Origin of the sequence: Pantoea sp. VS1 (assembly GCF_002207995.1) — a bacterium.
Taxonomy (GTDB): domain Bacteria; phylum Pseudomonadota; class Gammaproteobacteria; order Enterobacterales; family Enterobacteriaceae; genus Pantoea; species Pantoea dispersa.
Genome location: NZ_NHZE01000045.1, coordinates 62,982 through 84,605 on the forward strand (window position 1 = coordinate 62,982; position 21,624 = coordinate 84,605).

At 53.4% G+C, this 21,624-nt stretch carries 18 protein-coding genes; 4 read left to right on the plus strand and 14 right to left on the minus strand.

Annotation, left to right across the window (positions count from 1 at the left end):
- Nucleotides 1-200 precede the first annotated feature (200 nt).
- The gene (locus CBW22_RS17080) at nucleotides 201-302 is read left to right on the plus strand and encodes a type I toxin-antitoxin system SymE family toxin (protein ID WP_254919543.1); all 102 of its coding nucleotides are present in this window, start codon (nucleotides 201-203) and stop codon (nucleotides 300-302) included.
- Between the two features lie 38 nt (nucleotides 303-340).
- Here the strand turns inward: CBW22_RS17080 and CBW22_RS17085 are convergent, their stop codons facing one another.
- On the minus strand, nucleotides 341-613 hold the full coding sequence (locus CBW22_RS17085) for a colicin immunity domain-containing protein (protein WP_088517275.1): 273 nt from the start codon (nucleotides 611-613) through the stop codon (nucleotides 341-343).
- Nucleotides 614-971: 358 nt separating this feature from the next.
- Nucleotides 972-1,304: a hypothetical protein gene (locus CBW22_RS17095; RefSeq protein ID WP_088517277.1), complete on the minus strand. Its 333-nt coding sequence runs from the start codon at nucleotides 1,302-1,304 to the stop codon at nucleotides 972-974.
- Between the two features lie 45 nt (nucleotides 1,305-1,349).
- Between CBW22_RS17095 and CBW22_RS17100 the strand changes: the two genes are divergently transcribed.
- Entirely contained in the window at nucleotides 1,350-1,550 is a 201-nt protein-coding gene (locus CBW22_RS17100; RefSeq protein WP_088517278.1) for a SymE family type I addiction module toxin, read from the plus strand.
- A 70-nt stretch (nucleotides 1,551-1,620) separates the two neighbouring features.
- Here the strand turns inward: CBW22_RS17100 and CBW22_RS17105 are convergent, their stop codons facing one another.
- The 5 genes from CBW22_RS17105 to CBW22_RS17120 form a co-directional block, all read right to left on the minus strand.
- Nucleotides 1,621-1,833, minus strand: coding sequence for a hypothetical protein (locus tag CBW22_RS17105; protein WP_254919526.1), 213 nt, complete (start codon nucleotides 1,831-1,833; stop codon nucleotides 1,621-1,623).
- 9 nt (nucleotides 1,834-1,842) lie between these two features.
- Nucleotides 1,843-1,971 carry a hypothetical protein gene (locus tag CBW22_RS26785; protein ID WP_254919527.1) on the minus strand — a complete coding sequence of 43 codons (129 nt, stop codon included), beginning with the start codon at nucleotides 1,969-1,971 and terminating at the stop codon, nucleotides 1,843-1,845.
- Nucleotides 1,972-2,346: 375 nt separating this feature from the next.
- The gene (locus CBW22_RS17115; RefSeq protein ID WP_176428138.1) at nucleotides 2,347-2,853 is read right to left on the minus strand and encodes a hypothetical protein; all 507 of its coding nucleotides are present in this window, start codon (nucleotides 2,851-2,853) and stop codon (nucleotides 2,347-2,349) included.
- 527 nt (nucleotides 2,854-3,380) lie between these two features.
- The gene (locus CBW22_RS26790; protein ID WP_254919528.1) at nucleotides 3,381-3,509 is read right to left on the minus strand and encodes a hypothetical protein; all 129 of its coding nucleotides are present in this window, start codon (nucleotides 3,507-3,509) and stop codon (nucleotides 3,381-3,383) included.
- Between the two features lie 21 nt (nucleotides 3,510-3,530).
- Nucleotides 3,531-3,791, minus strand: coding sequence for a VENN motif pre-toxin domain-containing protein (locus tag CBW22_RS17120; RefSeq protein WP_141097336.1), 261 nt, complete (start codon nucleotides 3,789-3,791; stop codon nucleotides 3,531-3,533).
- A gap of 288 nt (nucleotides 3,792-4,079) precedes the next feature.
- Between CBW22_RS17120 and CBW22_RS17125 the strand changes: the two genes are divergently transcribed.
- Nucleotides 4,080-4,295 carry a SymE family type I addiction module toxin gene (locus tag CBW22_RS17125; protein ID WP_254919529.1) on the plus strand — a complete coding sequence of 72 codons (216 nt, stop codon included), beginning with the start codon at nucleotides 4,080-4,082 and terminating at the stop codon, nucleotides 4,293-4,295.
- 41 nt (nucleotides 4,296-4,336) lie between these two features.
- On the opposite strand, the gene CBW22_RS17130 is transcribed toward CBW22_RS17125, so the two are convergent.
- The 6 genes from CBW22_RS17130 to CBW22_RS17155 all read right to left on the minus strand — a co-directional run bounded on the left by CBW22_RS17130 (nucleotide 4,337) and on the right by CBW22_RS17155 (nucleotide 19,586).
- Nucleotides 4,337-4,576, minus strand: a complete 240-nt coding sequence (locus CBW22_RS17130; protein WP_088517281.1) for a hypothetical protein — start codon at nucleotides 4,574-4,576, stop codon at nucleotides 4,337-4,339.
- 192 nt (nucleotides 4,577-4,768) lie between these two features.
- A complete protein-coding gene (locus CBW22_RS17135) occupies nucleotides 4,769-5,080 on the minus strand; it encodes a hypothetical protein (RefSeq protein ID WP_176428139.1) in 312 nt (103 codons plus the stop codon).
- A 385-nt stretch (nucleotides 5,081-5,465) separates the two neighbouring features.
- Entirely contained in the window at nucleotides 5,466-5,717 is a 252-nt protein-coding gene (locus tag CBW22_RS17140; RefSeq protein WP_088517563.1) for a MafI family immunity protein, read from the minus strand.
- Nucleotides 5,718-5,727: 10 nt separating this feature from the next.
- The gene (locus tag CBW22_RS17145; protein WP_176428140.1) at nucleotides 5,728-16,269 is read right to left on the minus strand and encodes a hemagglutinin repeat-containing protein; all 10,542 of its coding nucleotides are present in this window, start codon (nucleotides 16,267-16,269) and stop codon (nucleotides 5,728-5,730) included.
- Between the two features lie 12 nt (nucleotides 16,270-16,281).
- Nucleotides 16,282-17,946, minus strand: a complete 1,665-nt coding sequence (locus CBW22_RS17150; RefSeq protein ID WP_088517283.1) for a ShlB/FhaC/HecB family hemolysin secretion/activation protein — start codon at nucleotides 17,944-17,946, stop codon at nucleotides 16,282-16,284.
- Between the two features lie 431 nt (nucleotides 17,947-18,377).
- On the minus strand, nucleotides 18,378-19,586 hold the full coding sequence (locus CBW22_RS17155) for a pyridoxal phosphate-dependent aminotransferase (protein ID WP_088517284.1): 1,209 nt from the start codon (nucleotides 19,584-19,586) through the stop codon (nucleotides 18,378-18,380).
- 68 nt (nucleotides 19,587-19,654) lie between these two features.
- Between CBW22_RS17155 and CBW22_RS17160 the strand changes: the two genes are divergently transcribed.
- Entirely contained in the window at nucleotides 19,655-20,716 is a 1,062-nt protein-coding gene (locus CBW22_RS17160; protein WP_088517285.1) for a glutamine amidotransferase-related protein, read from the plus strand.
- Here CBW22_RS17160 and CBW22_RS17165 read toward each other — a convergent pair.
- Nucleotides 20,679-21,623 (minus strand): dihydrodipicolinate synthase family protein, encoded by a 945-nt coding sequence (locus CBW22_RS17165; protein WP_088517286.1) that lies wholly within the window; start codon nucleotides 21,621-21,623, stop codon nucleotides 20,679-20,681. The two genes, CBW22_RS17160 and CBW22_RS17165, sit on opposite strands and share 38 nt — an antisense overlap.
- Between the last annotated feature and the right edge of the window lies 1 nt (nucleotide 21,624).

Sequence of the window (21,624 nt, forward strand, 5' to 3'; positions counted from 1 at the left end):
GGTAAACGGATTAGCTAACAGGCGCGGAACTGTGGTGCTCGAATATCCCAGCCCGCTGACCGCAAGCAATTAACGAGGAGCTGGTTATGGCTGGCACGCATCATAAGTCAGAGACCGACACGTCCACATCTAAATCAAGACGTTATACCGTGGGATTTATCCGCGATCACCTGCAGCACAGGCCTTGACCGTCCATTAACCTGCGCGGTCACTGGATGGCTGAGCAGGGGTTTGCGACAGGGCAAAAGGTCGAGATGATCACCACGCCGGGGCAGATGATTATCCGGCTGGCGGCGGACTGATAATGTAAAAATCCCGGCTCAATGGCCGGAATTTCCTTTTAGTTATCTGTATAAGCGGCTATTAGCTTATTTATTTCATACCAAAGTTGATTTTCATTAAATTCATATTCTTCACGATCATTATCTGGGTTATACATATCAGCAATACAAAATACGCTGGATAGTAACTCACTTAAATTATCATCATCCTGTGCAAGTAATTCATTATCACGTTCTGTTTTCCACTTAATCATATAAGTGTCCACAAAGCAGCCAGCTGTTATGTCCCTCGATATAAAACTATCAATATAGCTTTTAAGTGATTGACTCATCTTAAAACCCCGTTATCCATAAAGTTATCATACTGTTTCGTTTGAGGATCAAGCTTCCATCAACTGACAAAATTACCTGTTTTATCAACCACAACTACATTATTTTTTTGCGGGTTAAAAAATACTTTCGATTCTGGAACTAACAAGTATGTTTCATGTTCATAAGTTCTTGTGTTATCTAAATGTGGCGTGGTATTCGTCAACAGGCCGAAGATGAAGCAGTGACTTAAGGCGTTCCCCGGCGCGCTGAACGACACTGGCAATCTGCCGGTGATCAAGCGCGGGAACGGGCATTGTGGGTAAATTTGACGGCTAAAAAATAAGAAGATCCCGGTTTGAAAGCCGGGCTCATTGATGGCTAATCGTCGTAGCGGAAGTCTATATTTAGTTTCATTTTTTTTACATCCAAAGTCACTTCACATCCATGCCACGCAGGGCGGCCATTGGTCAGATTGTTTTCAATATAATAGTTGCGAAGCTCTACCAGATAATGAAGGATATCTGTATTCGCCCTTCCACCTGCCGTTAACCATTGAGTTTTATCATCATCATCAAGATAATCATATTCATATTCACAATGATCATTTTCCGGTGACAATTCTGCTCGCATAATGATCTTCTTAGCTTTATCGGGAGCGATACTATATAAAACAGTACCGATATCTTTATAAATTTCCTGACCATTCCTCATTATTGCCCTCCCGGTGCATTTATAAAGGTTTTTTCAGTAGTTGATATGGCTGAGCACGATACTAAGCCAGAAGTGAGCATTTCCAAAGCGTTACGCCAGCTTAAGGTCGGATATACCAGTATCCGCCATGAGTGCCGCCTCACCGGCAGAACCACCCGTTACAGCTGTTACCCCAGCCTTAACCTGAAGGGTAACTGGCTTGAAGAGGCGGGGTCACGGACAGCTGATAATCCGGCCGCTGGCTGAGTGACAGATGAAAACTCCCGGGTTTTTAGGACCGGGATTTCTGAGGTTATGCAGGTTTGGAGGGCGGAGATTAACGGGCTTTACGCTCATCTATTTTGGCAAAAAGCCATGATCTAAAAGCTGCGGCTGTTCCTGCAATGATACTCGCAATCAGAATATATTTAATATCTGACTGTTCAACAGCAATTCTATGGCTAATGATTAGCTGAACAGCTATCAGCGCCAAAGAGAAAAAACTAAGCAGCAAAAGACCATATATACAATACTTATAATCAACAACCATATTGTAGGCTTATTTTTTCTTATCATTTTTATAAACCTCATCCTCAACAGTGTTATTTATAAAATCTCCACCTACTGAACCAATAATATCATCAAGAACTTTAGCAATCCCGTTGAACAGTGGAATGATGTCAATCATATCTACTGGCCGCAGACCGTGGCGCTTATCATCTTCCTTACTCAGCGCATTATTCTCAACAACAACTTTCTCTGACGCGGATTACAGAGGCGAGGCCGATTTTTCCCGTTACTTTCCGTTGATTACCGACGTTTTTGCCTGCCGCACTTCCGGTGCGACAACTTTTTGCCCCGACGCGCCTTTTTAGCCTGAACACGCTACCTCCCCCGTTGAAGAACCCACCCACCGGGTAAATTGCCTGCAGCTATTCAACATAATGCAGGGTTATGCACAGTTCAGGAGGACGAACCACGCATAATCAGCGTTATGTCTGGCGCCCTTCAGAAGCCTGCGATGGTGCAGGCTGAGAGTCAGGAGAAACAGACGGTTAAGAGATTAACTGTCGGGAAGGCTGTTTTTAAATATAGATGAAACATCAATGTAATTAATTTTCTCGTCTCGCTCATATTCCATTGGCAAAGAATCAAAAACTTTAATTTCATCCCCAAGATTAATGATTATTAAAGTAAGTCCTTCATCAAAAGCTAACTTTGCCCCAGTCACTTTTTGTTCAATTTCAGAATAAATCACGTTAAATCGTAAGAGTGTTTTTCCAATAATTTTCTGAAACGAATATGAATTTGACAAATCCATAATTATCTCTTTGCCATACCCTCCGAGATCATTTTCTTGCATTGGCGAATCAGTTAGTTCAAGTGAAGCCCCATCCAGTCCGCACCTGAACACAACACTTTTATTTTCATTAAAAAAAACAAGCTGAAGTTGTTGCGGCGCTCCTAAATCTGGAATGTCATAAACATATATCAGACCATTGACATTTTGAAATTTTTGTCCGACTATATTACGTAACAGCTCTTGATACCCCTCCCCAAAAAGCATCATTGTGGTGCCCCCTTCAGTGCATTTTTTACAGAGGTGTTATTTAACACACCATCTTTAAGGATAGTAATAAAACTACCATCTGGTTTAGTAACAACAACATCATTTCCTTTTATTCTGAAGAATACATCACCACGACTGGCACCTGCTCCAGCGACTTGCCCTGCAATTTTCCCTGCAACAACTTTATCTGGATTAGAGCCTATATCATTTATGATATTTAAAACACGTTCTCGATCAGCCGCATTTGATGCATTCCCACCAAAATCTTCAACATGTTTACCCAGTTTTTTCCCAACCTGTGCATTAGTTACCGAGAACTTGGCACTAGCACCAACACCAGAAGTTGGAACGGATATTTTCCATGGACCAGGAAGATATCCAGAAATTTCATCGCTGGCCTAGTTGAGCAGCTTGGATGCTTCATTGTGATCGCCCTTAGCCAGAGCTTTTTCCACATTTTTCAAAACACCGGAAGCAATGCGCTCTCCGGGGATCACTGAGGCAGCAGCAAGAAGATAATCCAGTGCCTATTGTGCCTCATCTACGCTTTTGATGGTCCCGACCACCGGCATAAAATCTGCGCCCGTTGAAAGGATATCTTTCAGTTCTTCCTGACGCTGAGTGTACATCTTCACCGAGCACGCTTTCGCGCTCATCCCGGCACAGTTTTCCTTCTTTTAGCGGTCATTTTCTGCTTCAACGCATCCTTTCGCGACCTGCTGAGAAATCTTACCCTGCGCCAATGCATCTCTCAGGTCACTGAGCGAGTTATTCTCAACCGCATTCTTCCCTGCCTGAGCGCCGGCCAGCGCACTGGCGCTACTGCCGCCGGTCACGCCGCCTGCCAGACCTGCAGCCAGCGTAATCAGTGCACTGATGATCTGCTTATCCGACTCCTGCAGGTCACTGACCTGTTTCCCCGGATACATCGATTGCATGATCAACTGCCCATCAGCTCTCCGCTGACCGCACCGGTGCGCCTGCTGCCTCGCTGTTTCCTGTTGCCTGCTGCCTGCCGCCCGCGATCGTATCACACTAACCATTGCACTGGTGTCTCGGCCGGAAAGGCAGATCGATGCGATCCGACAGACGCTAATGGCGAAGCAGAAGTTTATTTCTGAGATGCTGGATAACGTGATGGGTAAACGGATTAGCTAACAGGCGCGGAACTGTGGTGCTCGAATACCCCAACCCGCTGACCGCAAGCAATTAACGAGGAGTTGGTCATGGCTGTGGCCCATCATAAGTCAGAGACCGACACGCCCACAACTAAATCAAGACATTACACCGTGGGATATATCCACGACCACCTGAAGCACAGGCCTTCACCGTCTATCACGCTACGATGCCACTGGATGGCTGAGCTGGGATTTGCGACCAGGCAGAAGAACGAGGTGATAACCACGCCGGATCAGATGATCATCCGCCAGGCGGTTGACTGATAATGTAAAAATCCCGGCTCGGTGGCCGGGATTTTATCTGATTAAGATATTTTCAGTTCTTCCGTTGCTTCCGCCAGAATTTGCAAAAAACTGCTGAGACTAAATTTCATTGCATTCTGTTCAGCAAGTATCCTGGCATCTGAGAAAAACTCTATTTCTATATTGTCAGGGCCTTTATATTTGTTTAGTTGGCAAAGAATCTGATCTTTGTAAGAGATCTCCGCTGTAATTTCTTCATATTTAGAATCACTGAATAAAGTTAATTCAAAATCATTGTTCATATATTTATCTCGGCTTTTTAGGATCTAAGAAACCAGAAAATGAGCCATCTGAGTTATAACGCAAACCTCTGCCATCAGGCAACCTATATTCCACGCCACCTCTGGAAAGTTTTGTTTTCATAGTACTTTTATTATTCAGCACTTCATTTACGAACTGATTCGCCGCTTCACTTTTCTGTGTTGGATTACCTTCTAAGGATTCAAAAATACCACCAGGTCTACCTGCGCGTTTTTCCCATGCTCTGGCCGCAGCAGATAAACCTTGTTCGTTAGTTGGATCGTTCGCATACGAAATAACATCATCTTTCTTGAAACGGTCAAAATTATTATTTGAACCGTTTTCATTATCTCGTGCATTTTTCTCATCCTGTGGCTCGCAACCGCCAGGCGTTCCGGACCCGTTCCACCCAATTCGGCTTTATCAGCATCCGACAAATCTTTGCCAATATTTGGCTGGTTCTGCTCTTCATCATTTCCGAAGAACAAGCTCGTCAGTAGGAGCATTGTGTTGCCTTGTCCAGCGCATCACCCAGATCTTTAATTGTACCTTTGAGACCTGAAGCTATTTTCTTATCTGCATCCTGTTTAACCTGGTCGCCGGAACCAACAGGCACACCCGGAACGGGAACTGGGGGCGCAGGGATAGTCAGTGCATTATTCTCAACAACAACACTCTCTGGCGTGGAGTATGGTGACGAGGGCAATTATTCCCTGTACTTTCTGTTAGTTAGAGTCTTTTTTACCTGCGCACTTCCGGCGCGACAACTTGTTGCCCCGACGCGCCTTTTCTTCTTCACATGCTACCGCTGGCCAGGAACACCTGGCGCATTGTAAGAATTTTTAAAAATGCTCCTGACGTGGTGTTGGGAGCATTTGTATGTTATAGCGGTTATTTTTCTGGATTTATATATGTATACCTACTATCAATTTCCAGACCAAGATCATTAACTATTTTAAGCACTTGCGTGTACTCACCTTTACTGATCACAACATCATGATCAGCAATATGATCACATAGCGTTTCGAATGCTACTACATTCTCTGAAAACCCAAGATACCCAAGGGCAAAGTCAACTAACGAAGGTTCCAGACGATCTTTTAATCCTTCACCAAATTCTCTAATTTCGTCATTAATATCCATTTCACCCACACTATTTTTTAATAGGCTTTAAAGTTGGAGGAGTCAGATTATTATCCGGGAACGCTGTTACAATTTTCCCACTAGCGGGCTCGTATACCACACGAACTCTGACACCATCTCGTTCTTCCCAGGCAACCCACCTTGCCGGCCTTCCTGCGTTTGTATACGCCCCACCAGTTCCGGTCTGAGCAAACCATTGAGTATCGGGGGAGGTAGCAATGTCTCCCACAGTATGGACAACCTTATCTGCTGACCAACTTTGAGGAAAGACTGTTTTTCCTGGATTTCCAGGATATAGATGTCCCCCTTGCGTAGGGCTATCCCCATATAAAATATGTTGTTTGGCTTCTGGTGAAAGAATATCAACGTATTTCTGGTTTGAAGGTGATAGTCCAAGATCTGAACTTTTCGCAATAGACAAAAAGGCTTTAGCAGCTACGTACTGCACCAGCTTGGCTTCACTCGTAGGTACACCACTTGCCAAGATTTCTGCTGCCCGTTGTGGCGTCATTTCTCCGTCAGCCGCCAATGCACTGACCGGGACCCCAAAGAACTCTGCCCATGCTGTCAGCAATCCTTTAACGGCATTCTGCCCTTCAGGTATTTGACCCTGCGAGTTTTTAACCAGCGCCGCCGTAAGTTCATCCGGCGAAGCGCCATTCTGGATCATACTGGCCGCAAGTGACTGTTGAGATAAGCCAATATCATTCAGTCCCTTAGGCAGACTCAGCGCATTATTCTCAACCGCATTCTTCCCTGCCTGAGCGCCGGCCAGCGCACTGGCGCTACTGCCGCCGGTCACGCCGCCTGCCAGACCTGCAGCCAGGGTACTCAGTGCACTGATGATCTGCTTATCCGACTCCTGCAGGTCACTGACCTGTTTACCCGGATACATCGAATGCATGATCAACTGACCCATCAGCTCTCCGCTGACCGCACCGGTCGCGCCTGCTGCCGCGCTGTTGCCTGCCGCCCACGATGTTACCGCACCTACCACTGCATGAGCCATCGCTTTTGCGGCCTGATTGTCAGCGGTATATTTGTGTATCTGCTCGGCCAGATACGGTGCCGCTGCGCCGCTGGCTGCCTGCGCCAGATTGCCACCCGCCAAACCCTGAATTGCCGCAGTCGCCGCCTGAATCCCTTTCTGGATATCGCTGCCGGTGCCCCAGAGTGCCATGGCCTTCTTATAATCACTGCTGTTTTCCAGCGCTTCCTGATACGCTTTCTTTTCAGCCGCAGGAGCGTCGGCATCCGGCTGGTTTATGTTGTTTTTTGCCAGTTCCTTCTTACCTGCTTCCGTCGCCTCAATCTGCCCCTGCGTCCGGGCGATATCAGCAACCTGGCTGCCTATTTCACCGATCAGCTGAGCCGTCTGCAGGCGTTTCTGCTCCTTCTCTTTGTCGAAAATCGGGCTGATGCTGTCATTAGCGTGCTCGGTGTCGCGGCTAAGTGCAGCAACATCCTGCTGCTGATTTGCCTGGTCGCGCACCACTATCGATCCCTGGGCAACGGCTGACTGCGTGGTTCCCTCTGCGTGGCCACTGCTGCCTGCGCCCGCCAGCATACTGGCGGCCATGTTCCCTTTGAACTGGCCGCTGAAGTTGCCCGCCGAACTGAGGCCAATCCCCTGGTGCTGGGTTTTATAATCTGCCTGATTATGCAGGTCAGTGAAGCCCAGCGTGCCGGTATCAAGACGGTTTTTATCCGCGTCAGCCTGGCTGGCTATCACCGCACCATTGAGCTGGGTGTGACTGCCAACGTTAATATCAAACCCGCCCTGACCGGCATAAATGCCGCTTTGCTCCAGCACACTGTCGTAATTGCTGTGCATTTTATCCTGGCTGGCGTTGATATAACCGGAACCGGTCATCGAGCCAAAAGTGAAACTGCCGCCGGCACCAACACTGATCTGCTTCGAATCATAGTTATCACTATCCTGCAGGCTGGTAATAGACAGGTTGCGACCAATGTCAGCAGTCACGCTGTTACCGTTAACCAGCGCGCCAGTCAAAGTGGTGTCACGACCGCTACTGATGTCGACAGCACCGCCGCTGTCGAGGGTGGTTTCGCTCCAGACGGTGCCATTTCCCTTTTCATGGCCTTTCGCCCCGTTAACGCTGGCGAAAATACTCAGTCCTGCGCTGCCATTGCCCACGCCGAAACTTAGCCCGATACCGCCACCGCTGCTGCTGTTTTTACCGCTGGTTTGTTGCGTGCTTGCCGCGCCCGTCAGGTTGATGTCGTTCGCTGCGTGCAGTGACGTATCACCACCAGCCTTGAGCTGGCTACCGGCAATCAGCAAATCACCGCTGCTGGCACTATTGCCTTTACCGGTGGCATCAATACTGAGGTTTTTACCGGCATTCAGCGTAGAACCGCTGACGGCGTCGGACTCCTGATGCTGCTGAGATTTTGATTTTTGAGTGGTTAGCGAAATACTGATGCCAACGCCATTGTTAGGATCGCCATTGGCCTGCGCAAGCTGGCTGGCCTGGTTCGCCTGAACACCGGAAAGCACCGCTTTGGTTGCCTGTAATGCGGCCAGACGCCCATCGCTCTCTTTTTTAGCGGACTGTGCGGCAGAGACCGCACTGTTAACCGCCTCGGCTACTGCGCCTGAAAGCGCCAGCGTCAGTCCACTGGTGCGCTGCTCAAAACGTTCGTCGCGCGTACGTACATCGTGGCCGGGCGTGATTGCTACGCTGTCACCTTTCAGGGCCATGTTACCGCCGGCAATCAAATCCGCCCCCTGCACCTGCAACTGCTGGCCTGCGGTGATTGAAACGTTCCCGCCGGTGCTGCCAACGGTACTGACACTCTGGCTTTGCGTCGTGCCTTTTTCCTTCAGATCGTGCAGCGACTTACTGCTGCCGATGCTGATACCCAGCCCACCGGTTCCCATCAGGCCGCTTTTTTTCGTCTCGGAGAAGCGCCAGCTCGACTCCGTGTTGGTGGCGGCAGAGATCCCGACATTGTTACCGGCGCTGAGCGCCACGTTATCATCACCCGCGACCTGCGATCCTTTTACCAGCAGATCGTGACCCGCGCTCACGGAGATATTGTTGCCACTGAGCAACGTGCCTTTTTCGTGCGTAGCGCTGTCTTCCTGAATGGTGTGGGTGGTCTTCTTGCTGAACAGACCTTTTTTGGTTTTCGTCTCTTCGCGATAGTTATAATCGCTTTCGGTGGCCGTGGTGAGGTTAATATCATGCCCGGCTCGCGCGGCGATATCCTGTTTTGCCGTAATCTCACTGGCTGCGCTGTTGATGTCATTCCCTGCGGCCAGCACGATATTACCGCCACTGCTGATTTCGCTGCCGGTTTGACGAACCTGCTCGTTGATCGTCACTTTTTTGCCGCCCCGGCTCTCGCTGTATACGCGACTCTGCTGGGCATTCAGGTTCAGATCGCGCCCTGCGCTCAGGGAAGCATTTAGATCGGCCATCAGCTGCGCTGCCTGCGAGTTAATATCGCGACCGGCGCTCAACGCTAAATTTCCGCTGCTCTGGATGGTACTGCGCGTAGCGTTAATGCTGTCGTTTTTGCTATTGCCCTGTGTCTGATGGCTACTGTTATCTAGCGTATTCAGATTGATATCATGTGCGGCGGCCAGCGTCGTATCGCCTTTTGACACCAGCGTGCTGCCGCTCAGATTCAGGTCGTGACCGGCACGCGCGGTGAGATCGCCACCCGCGCTTACGCTACCGTCCTGGCTGGTGGTCACCACCGCGCTGCCATTTTTATTAAGGCGATCGGTACGCAGTGCATTGGCGGCGATATTGATATCGCCCCGCGCACCCAGTTGTAAATCACCGCCGGCAGCCAGCGTCGCACCCGTGTTATTGATGTTGCCACCCGCGCTGAGGCTGGCATTTTTGCTGGCTGAGATACTGGCCACATCCCCTAACTGGGTATCACTGAAGCTTAACGCGGGTGCATTTTTGATGCCGTTAAGCGTCAGGCTGCTCCATTGCTGAGCCTGCGTAACGTTATTGATGTTTCCCGTCGCCGATGCGAGCGAAACGGTTTCGGCCGAAATCGATGCACCGATATTATTAATATCGCCAATCGCGTTCAGTTGCAGATCGCCGCCCGAAGCCAGTAAACCGGCGTGCAGGTTATTCAGTGTGCTATTGCTGTAGGCTGACAGCAGCGTCTCGGCTTTGATAGTACTACCGTCGTTATTGATCTGCCCGGCATCCAGTTTCACCGCCTGACCGGCAATCACGCTACCTGCCGCGATCTCACTGTCGCCTGGCGCCAGATAGAGTTTCGGAGCCAGCACAGTTTGACCATTAACCGTGGTTTTTTCCCACCACACAATACTCGTGGTCAGGGCCGCCACCTGTTCCGGCGAAAGGCTAACCCCCAGTTGCAGGCCCAGGCCCGCCTGTTGCCGGGCCGCGCTGTCCATCAGGTATTGCATCTGCTGCAGATCGGAGCCGGTACCCCCCACATAGCGATGCCCGGTCTGGCTCAATATGGCGTTACTTACGTAGCGGGTATCGAACGCGGCATCACCGAGGAATTTATAATCCTTATCGGGTGTAAGCTGCAGACGATTCAGCAGATAGGCAGAACCGAGGAATTTATCTTTGTCGGTATAGATTGCCGCCGTTTCGACTCGTGGGCTGCTGCTCAGCGCCGGTTGCGTTACCGCCTGAGCCGATTGTTGAACTGCCCCGGAAGTCGGGTTCCTGAGAAACGCATTGAGGCCATCAAACAGGCTGCCGTCGGTTTTACCAACCTCTGCCAGCTGTGGGTTAGTGGTAATCAGGTAGGGACTGGCAGGATCTTTACTGGCGACAAACAGGCCGTTGTTACCGGCAGGCAGTGGATAATCAGTTAACGCCGCGCCCTGATTACCTATCTGTTGTAGTGCGCCTGTCAGCGCATCCTTCCACTGCGGAGACCCGACGGCGATAGTTTGCCCGGCGGCAAGCTGCTGGTTCTGCAAACCACCCACGGATTGCAGTGGCGCAGTTCCAGCGATACCCGGTTTGCTAATGGCATGCACCATGCTGCCAGCGTTAGCCACGGTATCCGTATTGCTCAGGTTATTCGTAAAACGCGCGCTGATGTTGCCGCCAGCCTGAATCACGGCACGCAGACCTTCTCCCGTCTGGCTGGTTTCATAAACGGGTGCGCCCTGCAGGGTATAAACCACCTCGGAGCCCAGGCCGTCACGGTATTTAACGCCATGAGATTGACCGTTCCGAAGATCGCTAATCACTTTAGGCGATGTATTATCAGAGCCTATAACGCCTGTATATTTGTAGAGCAAATATTGTTTTTCAATGCTGTTCTGCCAGGACTGATTGTTGAGGTTTGTTCCCAATAAATTAATGTCCTGACCTGCCAGTAAATTACTGGCGTTATTATCTAAAGAGTCAGCTGAGACGATAAGGTTTCGGTTTGCAGCAATACGCCCGGCGCCGCCATTAGAGTAAGCACTGGTGACTGTAGATCCCACAAGAAATTGGCGCGATGCAGCATCGATTTTTGGTGCCAGACTGGTGAACGGAACTGATATTGTCCCTCCGTTTCCATTACCGCGGCTGCCACCTATCTCCTCGTATTCCGTACCTTTATAGATGCCAATTTCATCATCATTCAGCTGACCGAGTTTCATCTTGATGGTAGCTTGTCCAAGACCCGCAGGCGCATCGGTCGCTGCCTGGTAGGAAATCGAATGACTAATCCCCTCACGCTGATTCAGCAGATGCCCGGTACGGATGGTGATATCTCCGAGCGAGGTTTCAATGTTGCCTGAGGTATTGATCACTTCATCGCTGGCGTTACCCGCCGCATCACGCTGCAGCCACAGGTTATTATTCGCCAGGATATCGCCACGATTATTTTGAATGCTGCTGGCCAGCAGTTGCATATTATTCCCGGCGTACAGCAGCGCACGGTTTTCTATCCGGCTGCCTGCTGTCATCAGCAAATTCCCTGCTGTCCCGACGAAGCCATAATTCACTAACTGGCCGCGACTGGTGAGACGCATATCCCCGCCAGCCTGGACGCTTCCGCTATCATTAAGCGTCATGTTGCTGGCATCGACGTTCAACGCGCCGCTGCCGCTGCGTAGCTGACCATTATTGATGAAATTATTGCTGCTGAGTTGCAGACTGTTGCCCTGCAGCGTCCCCAGAACGGTGAGATCGCCTTGTGTACTGAGATTCAGCGCTTTACCCGCTGCCAGCGTGCCGCTCTGCGTGAACCCCGATCCCAGTTGCAGGGTCATATTGCCCAGCGCCAGCAGACTGCCGGCCGCATTCAGCACCGGCGTATTGAGGGTCAGATCGCCTGCGCTATAGAGTTTGCCGGTTGCCTGGTTATCAGCATTCTGTAAGGTCAGGGCCAGCGCACGGCTGGCGAATACGCTACCGCTGTTGTGCAACACACCGCCGCGCACCTGTAAATTATCGCCCTGCAGCTGTCCCTGATTGGTCATCTGGCTGGCATTCACCAGGCTATCACCCAGACCGGTAAAAGTCCCGCTGTTCACCAGGTTGTTACCACTGTAAGCCAGCCCCTGCGCCTGCACCAGGCCGCTATTCAGTACCGTCGGTGCCGACAGCGTCAATGGACCACCGGTAAGCAATCTGCCCGTGTTATTCAGGCTGTCGCTTAGCGTTATCGTCGTAATGCCATCGCCCTGAATCTGTCCCTGGTTCAGTAAAGATTGCGCGTTGAGTTGCAGAGCACCCTGGCTGCGCAGAACCCCGCCCTGATTCGCAATCGCCTGTTCAACGTTGCCATTCAGGTTCTGCTGGGCATACAGCTGACCACGGTTAGTCAGGTTGCCGCTGTTTATCACCAGATTTTTGGCTTCGATATCACCGGCACTATCAATCGAGGCCGCTTTCAGGGTGCTGGTTCCCGCGCTCAGCAAAGCAGCGCCTTTTAGCTGCTGCAACTGTCCGCTGAGGTTGGCTGTCAGCTCGTCTGTTGCTGTAGCACTTCCCTGATTAAGCAGCGAATTGCCCTGCAGCTGCAGATTTTTTGCCGACCATTTGCCTTCATTGTTCAGGCTCGCCGCCTGAATGGCCGCCAGACCACTGGAAACGATATTACCCTGCGCCAGCGTGTGCAGGTTGCCGGTCGCCGTAAGGCTGGTGCGCGCTGCGGACTGGATGCTGCCGTTGACATCAATCTGGCTGGCACGGGCATCAATGCTGTTTGCCTGCCAGCTGCCCTGCTGGTTAATACGTTGCGCATTCACGTTCAACGCGCCCTGAGTCAGTAACCGGCCCGACTGGGCATCGGTCAGATCCTGCTGTAATTGCAACACCAGGGATTTCAAGCCGATCAGATTGCCGCTGTTGCTTACACTGTCCGCCTGAATCGCCAGCGTATCGCCCTGCATCTGACCCTGATTACGCAACTGCGAGCCTGTCAGCGAAAGTTGTTCACCACTCAACAGCTTGCCACTGTTATTAAGCTCGCGGCTTTGCAGCGTAGCGGCGCTGTCCGACAACAGGCTACCTGCGTTGTCCAGCGTCTGCTGCAACGCAACATCAAGCCCTTTGCTGCCAAGGGCGATACCGCTGTTATTCAGCGTATTGCCGCGCAGTTGCAACGAGCTGCCCTGCAAACGTCCGGCATTTTGTGTGCTGTCAGCGTCCACTTTCAGCGCACCGCCTGACAGAATTTGCCCGGATTGCAGGATATTAAGCGCATTACTCCGCAGCGTGACCGATTGATTGCCCTGCATCAGCCCACTGTTAGTCAGTTGTTCGGTATCAAGTTCGAGGGTTTGTCCACTGAGGTTACCTGCGTTACTCAGCGCGGAAGTGTTCAGCGTCAACGCATCTGAGGCCAGCAGTGAGCCCGCAGGCGCGTTATCGAGCGTGTTTTTCACGCTGATATCCAGCGTTCGCGCAGAGGTTTGCCCCTGGTTGCGCCACGCATCACTGCGGATCGCCATCGCGCCCAGCGCGTTAAGAGTGCCCTGCTGCTGTAATGAGTCAGCGGTCAGATCCAGGCGATTATTGGCGCTCAGCGTGCCCGCATTATTGATAATGCCCGCGGCAATCGTCAGATCCTGCGCGCCGGTCTGCGCCCGGTTGTTGAGCGTACCCGCCTGCAAAGTCAGCTGCCCGGGTGTAAACCACTGGCCAGCCAGATCGGCCTGGTCGGCAACGTTGAGCGCGATGGCGCTTTTGGCCTGCGTGCGCGCATTGTCACCACTGCTTAACTGTTGCGAATTCAGTGTCAGCGCCTGGTCGGCGGAAAGCGTGCCGTTCAGCTCAATATTTTGCCCATTGAGCTGAATATTTTGCGCACTGGTCTGTAACGAACCTGCGCGGGTCGTCAGTTTTTCAGTCTGGAAATCGAGGTTGTGCTTCGCGCTCAGCGTTCCACCGAGGTAAGCCTGGCTGGAGTGCACCCGCAGAGCGCCGTCTGTCAGGGTGTTACTGTCATCGCCAGCGGTAAACTGATCTACATTCAGCGTTAAGTCGCCCTGCGCGCCCAGCAGACCGTTGTTATCCAGATGGCCGACATCCAGCCGCTGCCCGGTGCCAGATTGTGCCGTACCGTTATTTGTTAATACGCGGCCAGAAAGCGTTTGCTGGCCGAGCGATTGCAGCAGACCCGCGTTGGTGAGGTGATCAAAACTAAAGTGCGTATTACCATTCGCCGCCAGCGTACCGCTATTGACGAAGTCAGTTGCACTGAAAGCCAGCTCGCGTCCGGCAATCAGCGTGCCAGCCCACTGGCTTTGATCATTAACCTGTAATGCAATGTCATTACCGGCGGATAGCTTGCCCTCACTGAGAGCGTTGAGGCGGTCTGCACGTAAAGTGACATTGCCACCCGCACGGCTTTGTCCATCCAGCTGCTGCTGTGCGCTGGTCAGGCTAAGGTCCTGCTGAGCCGTGAGCATTCCGGTTTTGCTCAGGTGCAAGGCACCGCCGCTCAGCTGAACATTATCTCCGTCCAGCTGACCACCGATCGCAGCCTGCTGGCTGGCCGTCAGTGAGACGTCACCGTCACCGTGCAGTCTGCCTGTGCTGCCAAGCGTGAGGGTATCGCCGTTCAACATCAGGCTACCCCCGCTGGCAATCTCGCCTTGCAGTATTTGCTGACGGGCGCTGAGATTGATGTTGCGCTGGCTGCTAAGCCGGGCGTCTGCTGCGGTTTGCAATGAGGTGCTGCTTAGCGTCAGGCCGTTTTTACCGCTTACAGAACCGTTCAGGGTGAAATCGCCACCCGCTAAATCCAGCTCGTCACCGGCGAGTAAAGTCCCCGTTGCGCCATTCAGCGCCTGCTGCGTGGCACTGATATGCAGCGCACGCGAAGACCCGATCAATCCCTGATTGTCCAGCGATGCGGTGCTGAGCGTTTGCCCGCCTGCCGACTGTAAGCGTCCCTGGTTGCGTAAGGTATTTGCCGTAATGGTCTGGTTTTTCTGCGCCTGAATCAGGCCGTTATTCGTCAGCGTCTGCGCCGTCACACTGATGTCACCGTTAACTGCAACGGTACTGTTTTGATCTGCCGTGACGTCGCTTGCCGTCAGGCGCAGATTGCCGCCGCTGGTCAGTTTATTGTTACGCAGCTGCACATTGCCCTGGCTGTTCAGCGCTACGTCACCGGTCGCCTGTTGCGTCCCCTGCAGCTGCATATCGCGGGCATTCGCGAGCAGCTTGCCGCTGGTGCTGGCATTCCCCAGTGTCAGGGTGCCATTCGCGTTTAACGTGATATCGCCCTGGTTGGCCAGCAGGTTACCGATGTTGACCCCGACGCCTTTGTCGCTCGACACCAGATGAATCCGGTTAGCGTACATGCCGCCAAGCGCACCGGTATCGATCGCCACTGACGGCACTGGCCCTTCTCCGGCGATTGGCGTAACCGAGCCGTCCTGCGCAACGCGGTTGGCACCCGCCGTGATAGCGAGATCGCTGGCATGAATATCCGCATTAATTTTGGTGGCGCGCGCAATGAGCGATACCGCATCAGCGCGGCTGCCATCCAGCCCTTTGCCCTCAACCGTCACGTCGCCTTTAGTGACTTCCAGCGCGGCAAGATTGCCGCTGGCATCCAGCTGCGGTTTTCCGGTAGTGAGCGTCACGTTGGGCGTATTAATAAAGCCACAACCGTTACAGGTTATGCCGTAAGGGTTGGCCACGATCACATTCGCGGCTTTACCCGCGACTTCGGTATAGCCCTGCAACTGCGAACGATTAGCTCCCACTACTTCATTGATGATCGCCCGGGCTTCGTGCCCGGCTTGCAGGTTAGGGTTATTCTGGATCAGTCCGCCCAGTTGGGTCTGGGTAAGTTGCCCGCTGGCATTATTGAGAATCAGCCCCTGCTGACCGACGTTGTACTGCTGGTACTGGTTATGGGAAACACCTGCCTGATTCGGCGTGGCGATATTGACCACCGGCACGCCGTTACCCGCGGCATCCATGCGCGTGCCCGGCGTAACCGGGGTAATTTCCGCGGCCACAACCGGCAGCAGTGGCTGTACCGCCACCAGATAACAAATGAAGTAGCTCAGCGCGCGACGAAACGGGGAGACCGGTTGACGATCATCCATAATCATTGCCTCTTAAAAAACCAGCCCGACCCGGGCATAAATGCTAACGTGATCCGGTTGCAGATAGCCGGGATAACTGAGCGGAAAACCAACCGTGTATTGGGTATAAAAGAAACGGCTGCGGGTGCTGATCCCCACGGCGCTGCCCCATATCGTGCCAACAGACTCGCGGTTCTGCGCATCGCTCTTCAGCCAGCCGCCGTCCACCGCCGCCAGGGCGCTGACGTCACCGACCAACGGCAAGGTGAACAGGGTGTAATCCAGTTCATTACGCAAATAGCCACCCGCGTCGCCTGACAGGTATTGTTCTTTGAAACCCCTGACTGAGCTTTCGCCGCCGAGCGTCAGGCGTTCGCTGCCGTATAACCGATCCGGTGACCACTGGCCGTATACGCTGCTGAGCCACCATAACTTGTCCGAAACCGGTCGCTGAAAGCTGCCGCTCAGGCTCCACTTGCGAAACTGCGCCCGCGGTAAGTCCCCGCTTTTGTCGGCATCACTTTCCGCATCAAACCACGGCATACCGCGGCTAAAGGTTGGGTTGAGCGTTGCCACGCCACCGAACACCTTTTGCGTATGGTTGAATCCGATCTGGGTACTGGTGATTTTGCGACTGCTACTCTGCAACAGGGTATTGTTGAGATAGTTGTGACTGGTGTAGTGATTCAGGCCGAGCTGCAAACTGGTTTTGATTTCACCGTTGCGAAACAGCACCCATGAGCCATTCAGGCGATGCGCAATATTGTCGCCGTTACTCAGCCAGGTGAAACCATTGTTATCAAAGTGACTGTGATAACTGCTCCAGCTATAGCTGTAGTCGAGCAGGCCGTAGCCATACGGCACGCTGACACCCGCCTGCACATTCTGCGCGTCACGCCACTCGCTGAATGCGCTGCTGCGACCGCCGCTGATAAACCAGCGATCCGCCAGCCCCAGCAGGTTGTTGCCGGTCAGCGATGCGGTTAACTGACCGACACCGGTGCTTTTTTGTCCGCTATTATCAAATCCCAGCGCGGCGCTGAGCGGAAATTCTGCCGCTGTCGTCAGGTTCACCACTGAATAACCGGGCTGCGGCGCAGGCTGAATTTCAATCTGTACCGGGGTGCGGCGCAGGCGATTAATTTGCTCCATACCCTGCTCAATATCGCGCAGGTTAAGTATTTTTCCTTCAATATGAGGAAAAGCCATCTTTAACATCGCCGGCTGCGCCCCGTCGAGGCGAATAGCGAATAGTTTCCCTTCCAGCACCGGAATAATTAACTGCCCATGCGACAGATCCTGTTCGGCTAAAAACGCCCGGCTGGTAATGTAACCACGTTGCATATACCAGTCAGAAACCGCATGTACCAGCGCATTAATTTCACTTAAATTCAGGCAGCGATTGATATAAGGTGCCGTCAGCGCCTGTTGCTGACGATCGGATATCAGCGTGACCTGCTGCAGACGGATATGCTGGATCGGAAAACAGGGGCCAGAGCCCGCCGGGGAGGCGTCCGGCGCATTCAGCGGTGCCACAGCATGCCACAGTGCATCGCGCTGCTGCTGATCCTGCTCCAGTCGCTGCTGTTGTTGGTTTTGCAGATAATCGCGGTCGCCGGGTGTCAAAGGAGCAGCGATAATCTGGCCTGACGCTATAATAATAGACAGCGCCAGCAATATCCTTATTTTTGCCATCATCAAAGACTTAAGTAAAATTAATTGTAAAGGTTTTGTAAGCTTCTTTGTGCAGAATATCACCTAAACAATCAGACAGTTCCGCTTACCAGGAAAAAACAATAAACATCACGCAGTTTTAATTAAGTGATAAAAACAGCTTCACCTAACGCAAATAAGCAACAGAAAATCAGCAGCGGCCAATTAATCATTAATATCGCGCGATGGCGGCATGACGCCAGATTAAGCGGGCTGAATGAGATGATGCCTGCCCGGTAAGGAAACGGTGCCGTATTGATAAGCGCCACGGCAATCTGCGCTGACGCCGCAGTGTTGCGTCATGCGGACTTTTACTGTTGCTGAAACCACGCAACTGCCTCACCCGATCGCCATTGCTGGCGATCGGGAGGATGCATGCCAGCATCCGCTCGCGTATCAAACCCTCATGGCGGACATCAGCGCAGTTTTGCCACCGAAGATTTCAGCCGCGCGCAGGCCCGCTCCAGCAACGCATCGTCAACCGCGTAGGCAATGCGTAAATAACCCGGCATGCCAAACGCCGATCCATGCAACACCGCAACCTGTGCGTCCTGCAACAGCCAGCTGGCTAGCGCGCTATCGTCCTCCAGTGGTTCCCCCTGCGGCGTCACGCATCCCAGTAACTTTTGGCAGTTGGCAAAAATATAGAATGCTCCCTGCGGCGCCCGGGCGCTGAGGCCGTTGCTGGTGGCGATCATTGTCAGCACCTGCTGACGTCGCCGATCAAGCGTAGCGAGCCAGCCTGCCAGAAATTCGGCCGGTTGCTGCAACGCGACAACCGCTGCTGCCTGCGAGATGCTGCTGGGATTAGAGGTACTCTGCGACTGCAGAATCTGCATCGCGTTAATCAACCATGCCGGACCGGCAGCATAGCCGAGCCGCCAGCCGGTCATGGCATGGCTTTTTGAGACACCGTTGACTGTCAGCGTGCGGTCAGCCAGCTGCGGGGCCGCCGCGGCAAAAGTGCTGAATGGCGTGGCGTCGTAGCGTAACGGCTCGTAAATATCATCCGCCATGATTAGCACCTGGGGATGATCGGTCAGCACCTCAGCCAGTGCCCGTAACTCCTGCGCACTGTAAACCGCACCGGTCGGATTACCCGGTGAGTTCAGAATCACCCAACGCGTTGCCGGCGTCAGTGCGGCAGCCAGTTGTTGCGGCTGAAGCTTCCAGTCGTGCTGTTCGTCACAGGCCACGATCACCGGTTCGCCTTCCGCCAGCGTCACCATATCCGGATAGGAAACCCAGTAAGGGGCAGGAATGATCACCTGCTGGCCAGCATCCAGCGTAGCCAGCAGTGCATTGAAAATCAGCTGCTTGGCGCCGCTGCCGGCAATGATCTGCTCAGCGCTAAAATGCAGTTGGTTATCACGGGCAAACTTGGCGGCAATCGCTGTTTTGAGTTCGCGCGTACCGGAAACGGCGGTGTATTTGGTTTGCTGCTGCACAATGGCGGCAATACCGGCATAGCTGATGCTGTCCGGCGTGGCAAAATCGAGTTCTCCCTCGCCGAGGTTGATTATCGCCTTGCCGGCGGCTTCCAGCGCACGCACCCGATCGGAAATCGCGGCGGTAGGAGATGGACGGACGCGCTGCATGCGACGGGCCAGTAGCTGACTATTCATAAATCCTCTTTTGTATATCCTGAATCAACTAATACAATTAATCACCCCATCCCAGCAGGAAGAGTGCCGTGTTACCTATTTTCATTGTTGATGATGCCCGCGTTCCGGCGCGCTTTGGGCTGCTTGCCAGCCTGTATGCTAATCAGCTGGCGTTACCGTTATGGAGCCTGCGCCCGGATTTCACCGGCGATTTTCCCGATGCCCATCAGCATGTCGCGGCGGCAGGTTACTGCGTCACCAGCGGACTGTATCGGAGCGATACACTGCAGCACGAAGTTCGCGATGTAACCCTGCTGCCTGCGAACGAAGCCATAATCGTCGTGGCGCAGGCGGATGTAGCGCGCATTGCTCATTTGCCAGGCCAGCGCCTCAAGGCGCTTTCCCGTGAGACGACAATGCGGCTGCAGAATGGCAGCGACACCCTGCTGCAACATACCCAGACTTCACCGCCCCCCGGCCGCCACGCGCTGCGTATTGGTCTGATAGCGCGCGAGTACGATCAGCGTGACAGCTATCCGGCCACTCTCGATGCGCTTTACGCCGCAGCCCGGGCGCTGGCGCTCGATGTGGATATTCACTTTTTCGCTCCCGCCGCACTGACAAACGAGCTGTCCGAACTCGACGAGGTGCACGGCATTCTGCTACCGGGAGGTGCCTCGATGGCAGCGGTGCGCGGTCAAATCGCCGTGGCGCACGCCAGCCGGCAACGCAACATTCCCACACTGGGCCTGTGCCTCGGTATGCAGAGCATGTGCACGGCTGCGTTACAACGTCACCCAGAACTCAGTCAGGCCATGCTGGCAGAAGTGGCACCGCAGGCCGCGGTGCACAGCTTTATTCCCTTTGCCGATGGTCGCCATCGCTGTGGCCTGCTGCCATACCCGGCCGCAGAGCCGTTTAACCTGATGCATTACAACCATCGCTATCGCTTTAATCCGCAACTGCTGCCGCCGCTGCTGGCAAGCGGCGTGCAGGTTACCGCCCAGACTGATGACATCATCGAAGGCATTGCGCTGGCCGATCACCGTTTCTGGCAGGGGGTACAGGGACATCCGGAGCTACAGTCGCGCCCGGATGCACCGCACCCGCTGTTTACGGCCTTTCTGCAGGCGCTGGAGACGCCAGCGTAACCCCGCTGCGTGCGTCGCTGGCCAGCCGTTGCATCACGCTGGTCAGCGCGACCAGCGCGTCTGGCGAGATCGGCTGCAGCGGTGCACGCACCGTGCCGCCATTGAAACCGCGCAGCGCCATTGCCGCTTTCACCAGCTGCGGCTGGCCGTGCTGGCGTGCCAGCGTGCGATAGTCAAACCACAGCTGATGCAGATCACGCGCGGTGACGGCATCGCCCTGTTCCAGCGCACGATAGCAGGCAAGGATGAGCTCCGGCAGCGCGCCGCTGTTGGTGGTACTGATGCCATCGAACCCGGCCATCATCGGGCCGGCAAAGGCCAGATCGGAGGCACAAAATAGACGCAGTTTGCCGCGCAGGCGGTTGGCAATCTGATCGATGGCGGTTGGATTCAGATCGCCCTGTTTGATGCCTACCACACCCGGTATCATCGCCAGTTGCTCCAGCAGTGCCGGTGACAGGGTGATACCAATGCCCGGCGCGTTGTAAACCAGAATGCCGGTTTTCGACAGCGGTGCCATCTCAGCAAAATAGGCAAGAATTTGCGCGTCGGTAATTTCGCTGACAAAAGGCGCGGTGACCATCGGCAAACCGCCCAGATCCCCGGCCAGCTGCGTCAGCTCGCGGGCATCACGCGGGTCTGCGCTGGCGCTGCACAGCATCACCGCCACGCGATCCTGCACGCAGTCCATCACGGCGTGAAACAGCGCACGGCGTTCTGGCACTGACATCACCGGAAACTCGCCATAAGTGCCGCCAATTAACAGGCCGTCGTAGCCAAGGCCGATGACGCGTTCGATATTTTCGCGCAGGGCGCCGAAGTCAATGTCGCCGCTGGCGCTGAAAGGCGTCACGGTAATGTTAAAGATACCGCGCAGGCGTTCACGGCATTCGCTGATGTCTTTCATC

What these genes read in the sequence shown, in the direction of transcription:
- CBW22_RS17085 (WP_088517275.1), bottom strand. Translation starts at nt 613, where the DNA reads ATGAGTCAATCACTTAAAAGCTATATTGATAGTTTTATATCGAGGGAC.
- CBW22_RS17095 (WP_088517277.1), bottom strand. Translation starts at nt 1,304, where the DNA reads ATGAGGAATGGTCAGGAAATTTATAAAGATATCGGTACTGTTTTATAT.
- CBW22_RS17100 (WP_088517278.1), top strand. Translation starts at nt 1,350, where the DNA reads ATGGCTGAGCACGATACTAAGCCAGAAGTGAGCATTTCCAAAGCGTTA.
- CBW22_RS17105 (WP_254919526.1), bottom strand. Translation starts at nt 1,833, where the DNA reads ATGGTTGTTGATTATAAGTATTGTATATATGGTCTTTTGCTGCTTAGT.
- CBW22_RS26785 (WP_254919527.1), bottom strand. Translation starts at nt 1,971, where the DNA reads ATGATTGACATCATTCCACTGTTCAACGGGATTGCTAAAGTTCTTGAT.
- CBW22_RS17115 (WP_176428138.1), bottom strand. Translation starts at nt 2,853, where the DNA reads ATGATGCTTTTTGGGGAGGGGTATCAAGAGCTGTTACGTAATATAGTC.
- CBW22_RS26790 (WP_254919528.1), bottom strand. Translation starts at nt 3,509, where the DNA reads ATGAGCGCGAAAGCGTGCTCGGTGAAGATGTACACTCAGCGTCAGGAA.
- CBW22_RS17120 (WP_141097336.1), bottom strand. Translation starts at nt 3,791, where the DNA reads ATGCAATCGATGTATCCGGGGAAACAGGTCAGTGACCTGCAGGAGTCG.
- CBW22_RS17125 (WP_254919529.1), top strand. Translation starts at nt 4,080, where the DNA reads ATGGCTGTGGCCCATCATAAGTCAGAGACCGACACGCCCACAACTAAA.
- CBW22_RS17130 (WP_088517281.1), bottom strand. Translation starts at nt 4,576, where the DNA reads ATGAACAATGATTTTGAATTAACTTTATTCAGTGATTCTAAATATGAA.
- CBW22_RS17135 (WP_176428139.1), bottom strand. Translation starts at nt 5,080, where the DNA reads ATGCTCCTACTGACGAGCTTGTTCTTCGGAAATGATGAAGAGCAGAAC.
- CBW22_RS17140 (WP_088517563.1), bottom strand. Translation starts at nt 5,717, where the DNA reads ATGGATATTAATGACGAAATTAGAGAATTTGGTGAAGGATTAAAAGAT.
- CBW22_RS17145 (WP_176428140.1), bottom strand. Translation starts at nt 16,269, where the DNA reads ATGGATGATCGTCAACCGGTCTCCCCGTTTCGTCGCGCGCTGAGCTAC.
- CBW22_RS17150 (WP_088517283.1), bottom strand. Translation starts at nt 17,946, where the DNA reads ATGATGGCAAAAATAAGGATATTGCTGGCGCTGTCTATTATTATAGCG.
- CBW22_RS17155 (WP_088517284.1), bottom strand. Translation starts at nt 19,586, where the DNA reads ATGAATAGTCAGCTACTGGCCCGTCGCATGCAGCGCGTCCGTCCATCT.
- CBW22_RS17165 (WP_088517286.1), bottom strand. Translation starts at nt 21,623, where the DNA reads ATGAAAGACATCAGCGAATGCCGTGAACGCCTGCGCGGTATCTTTAAC.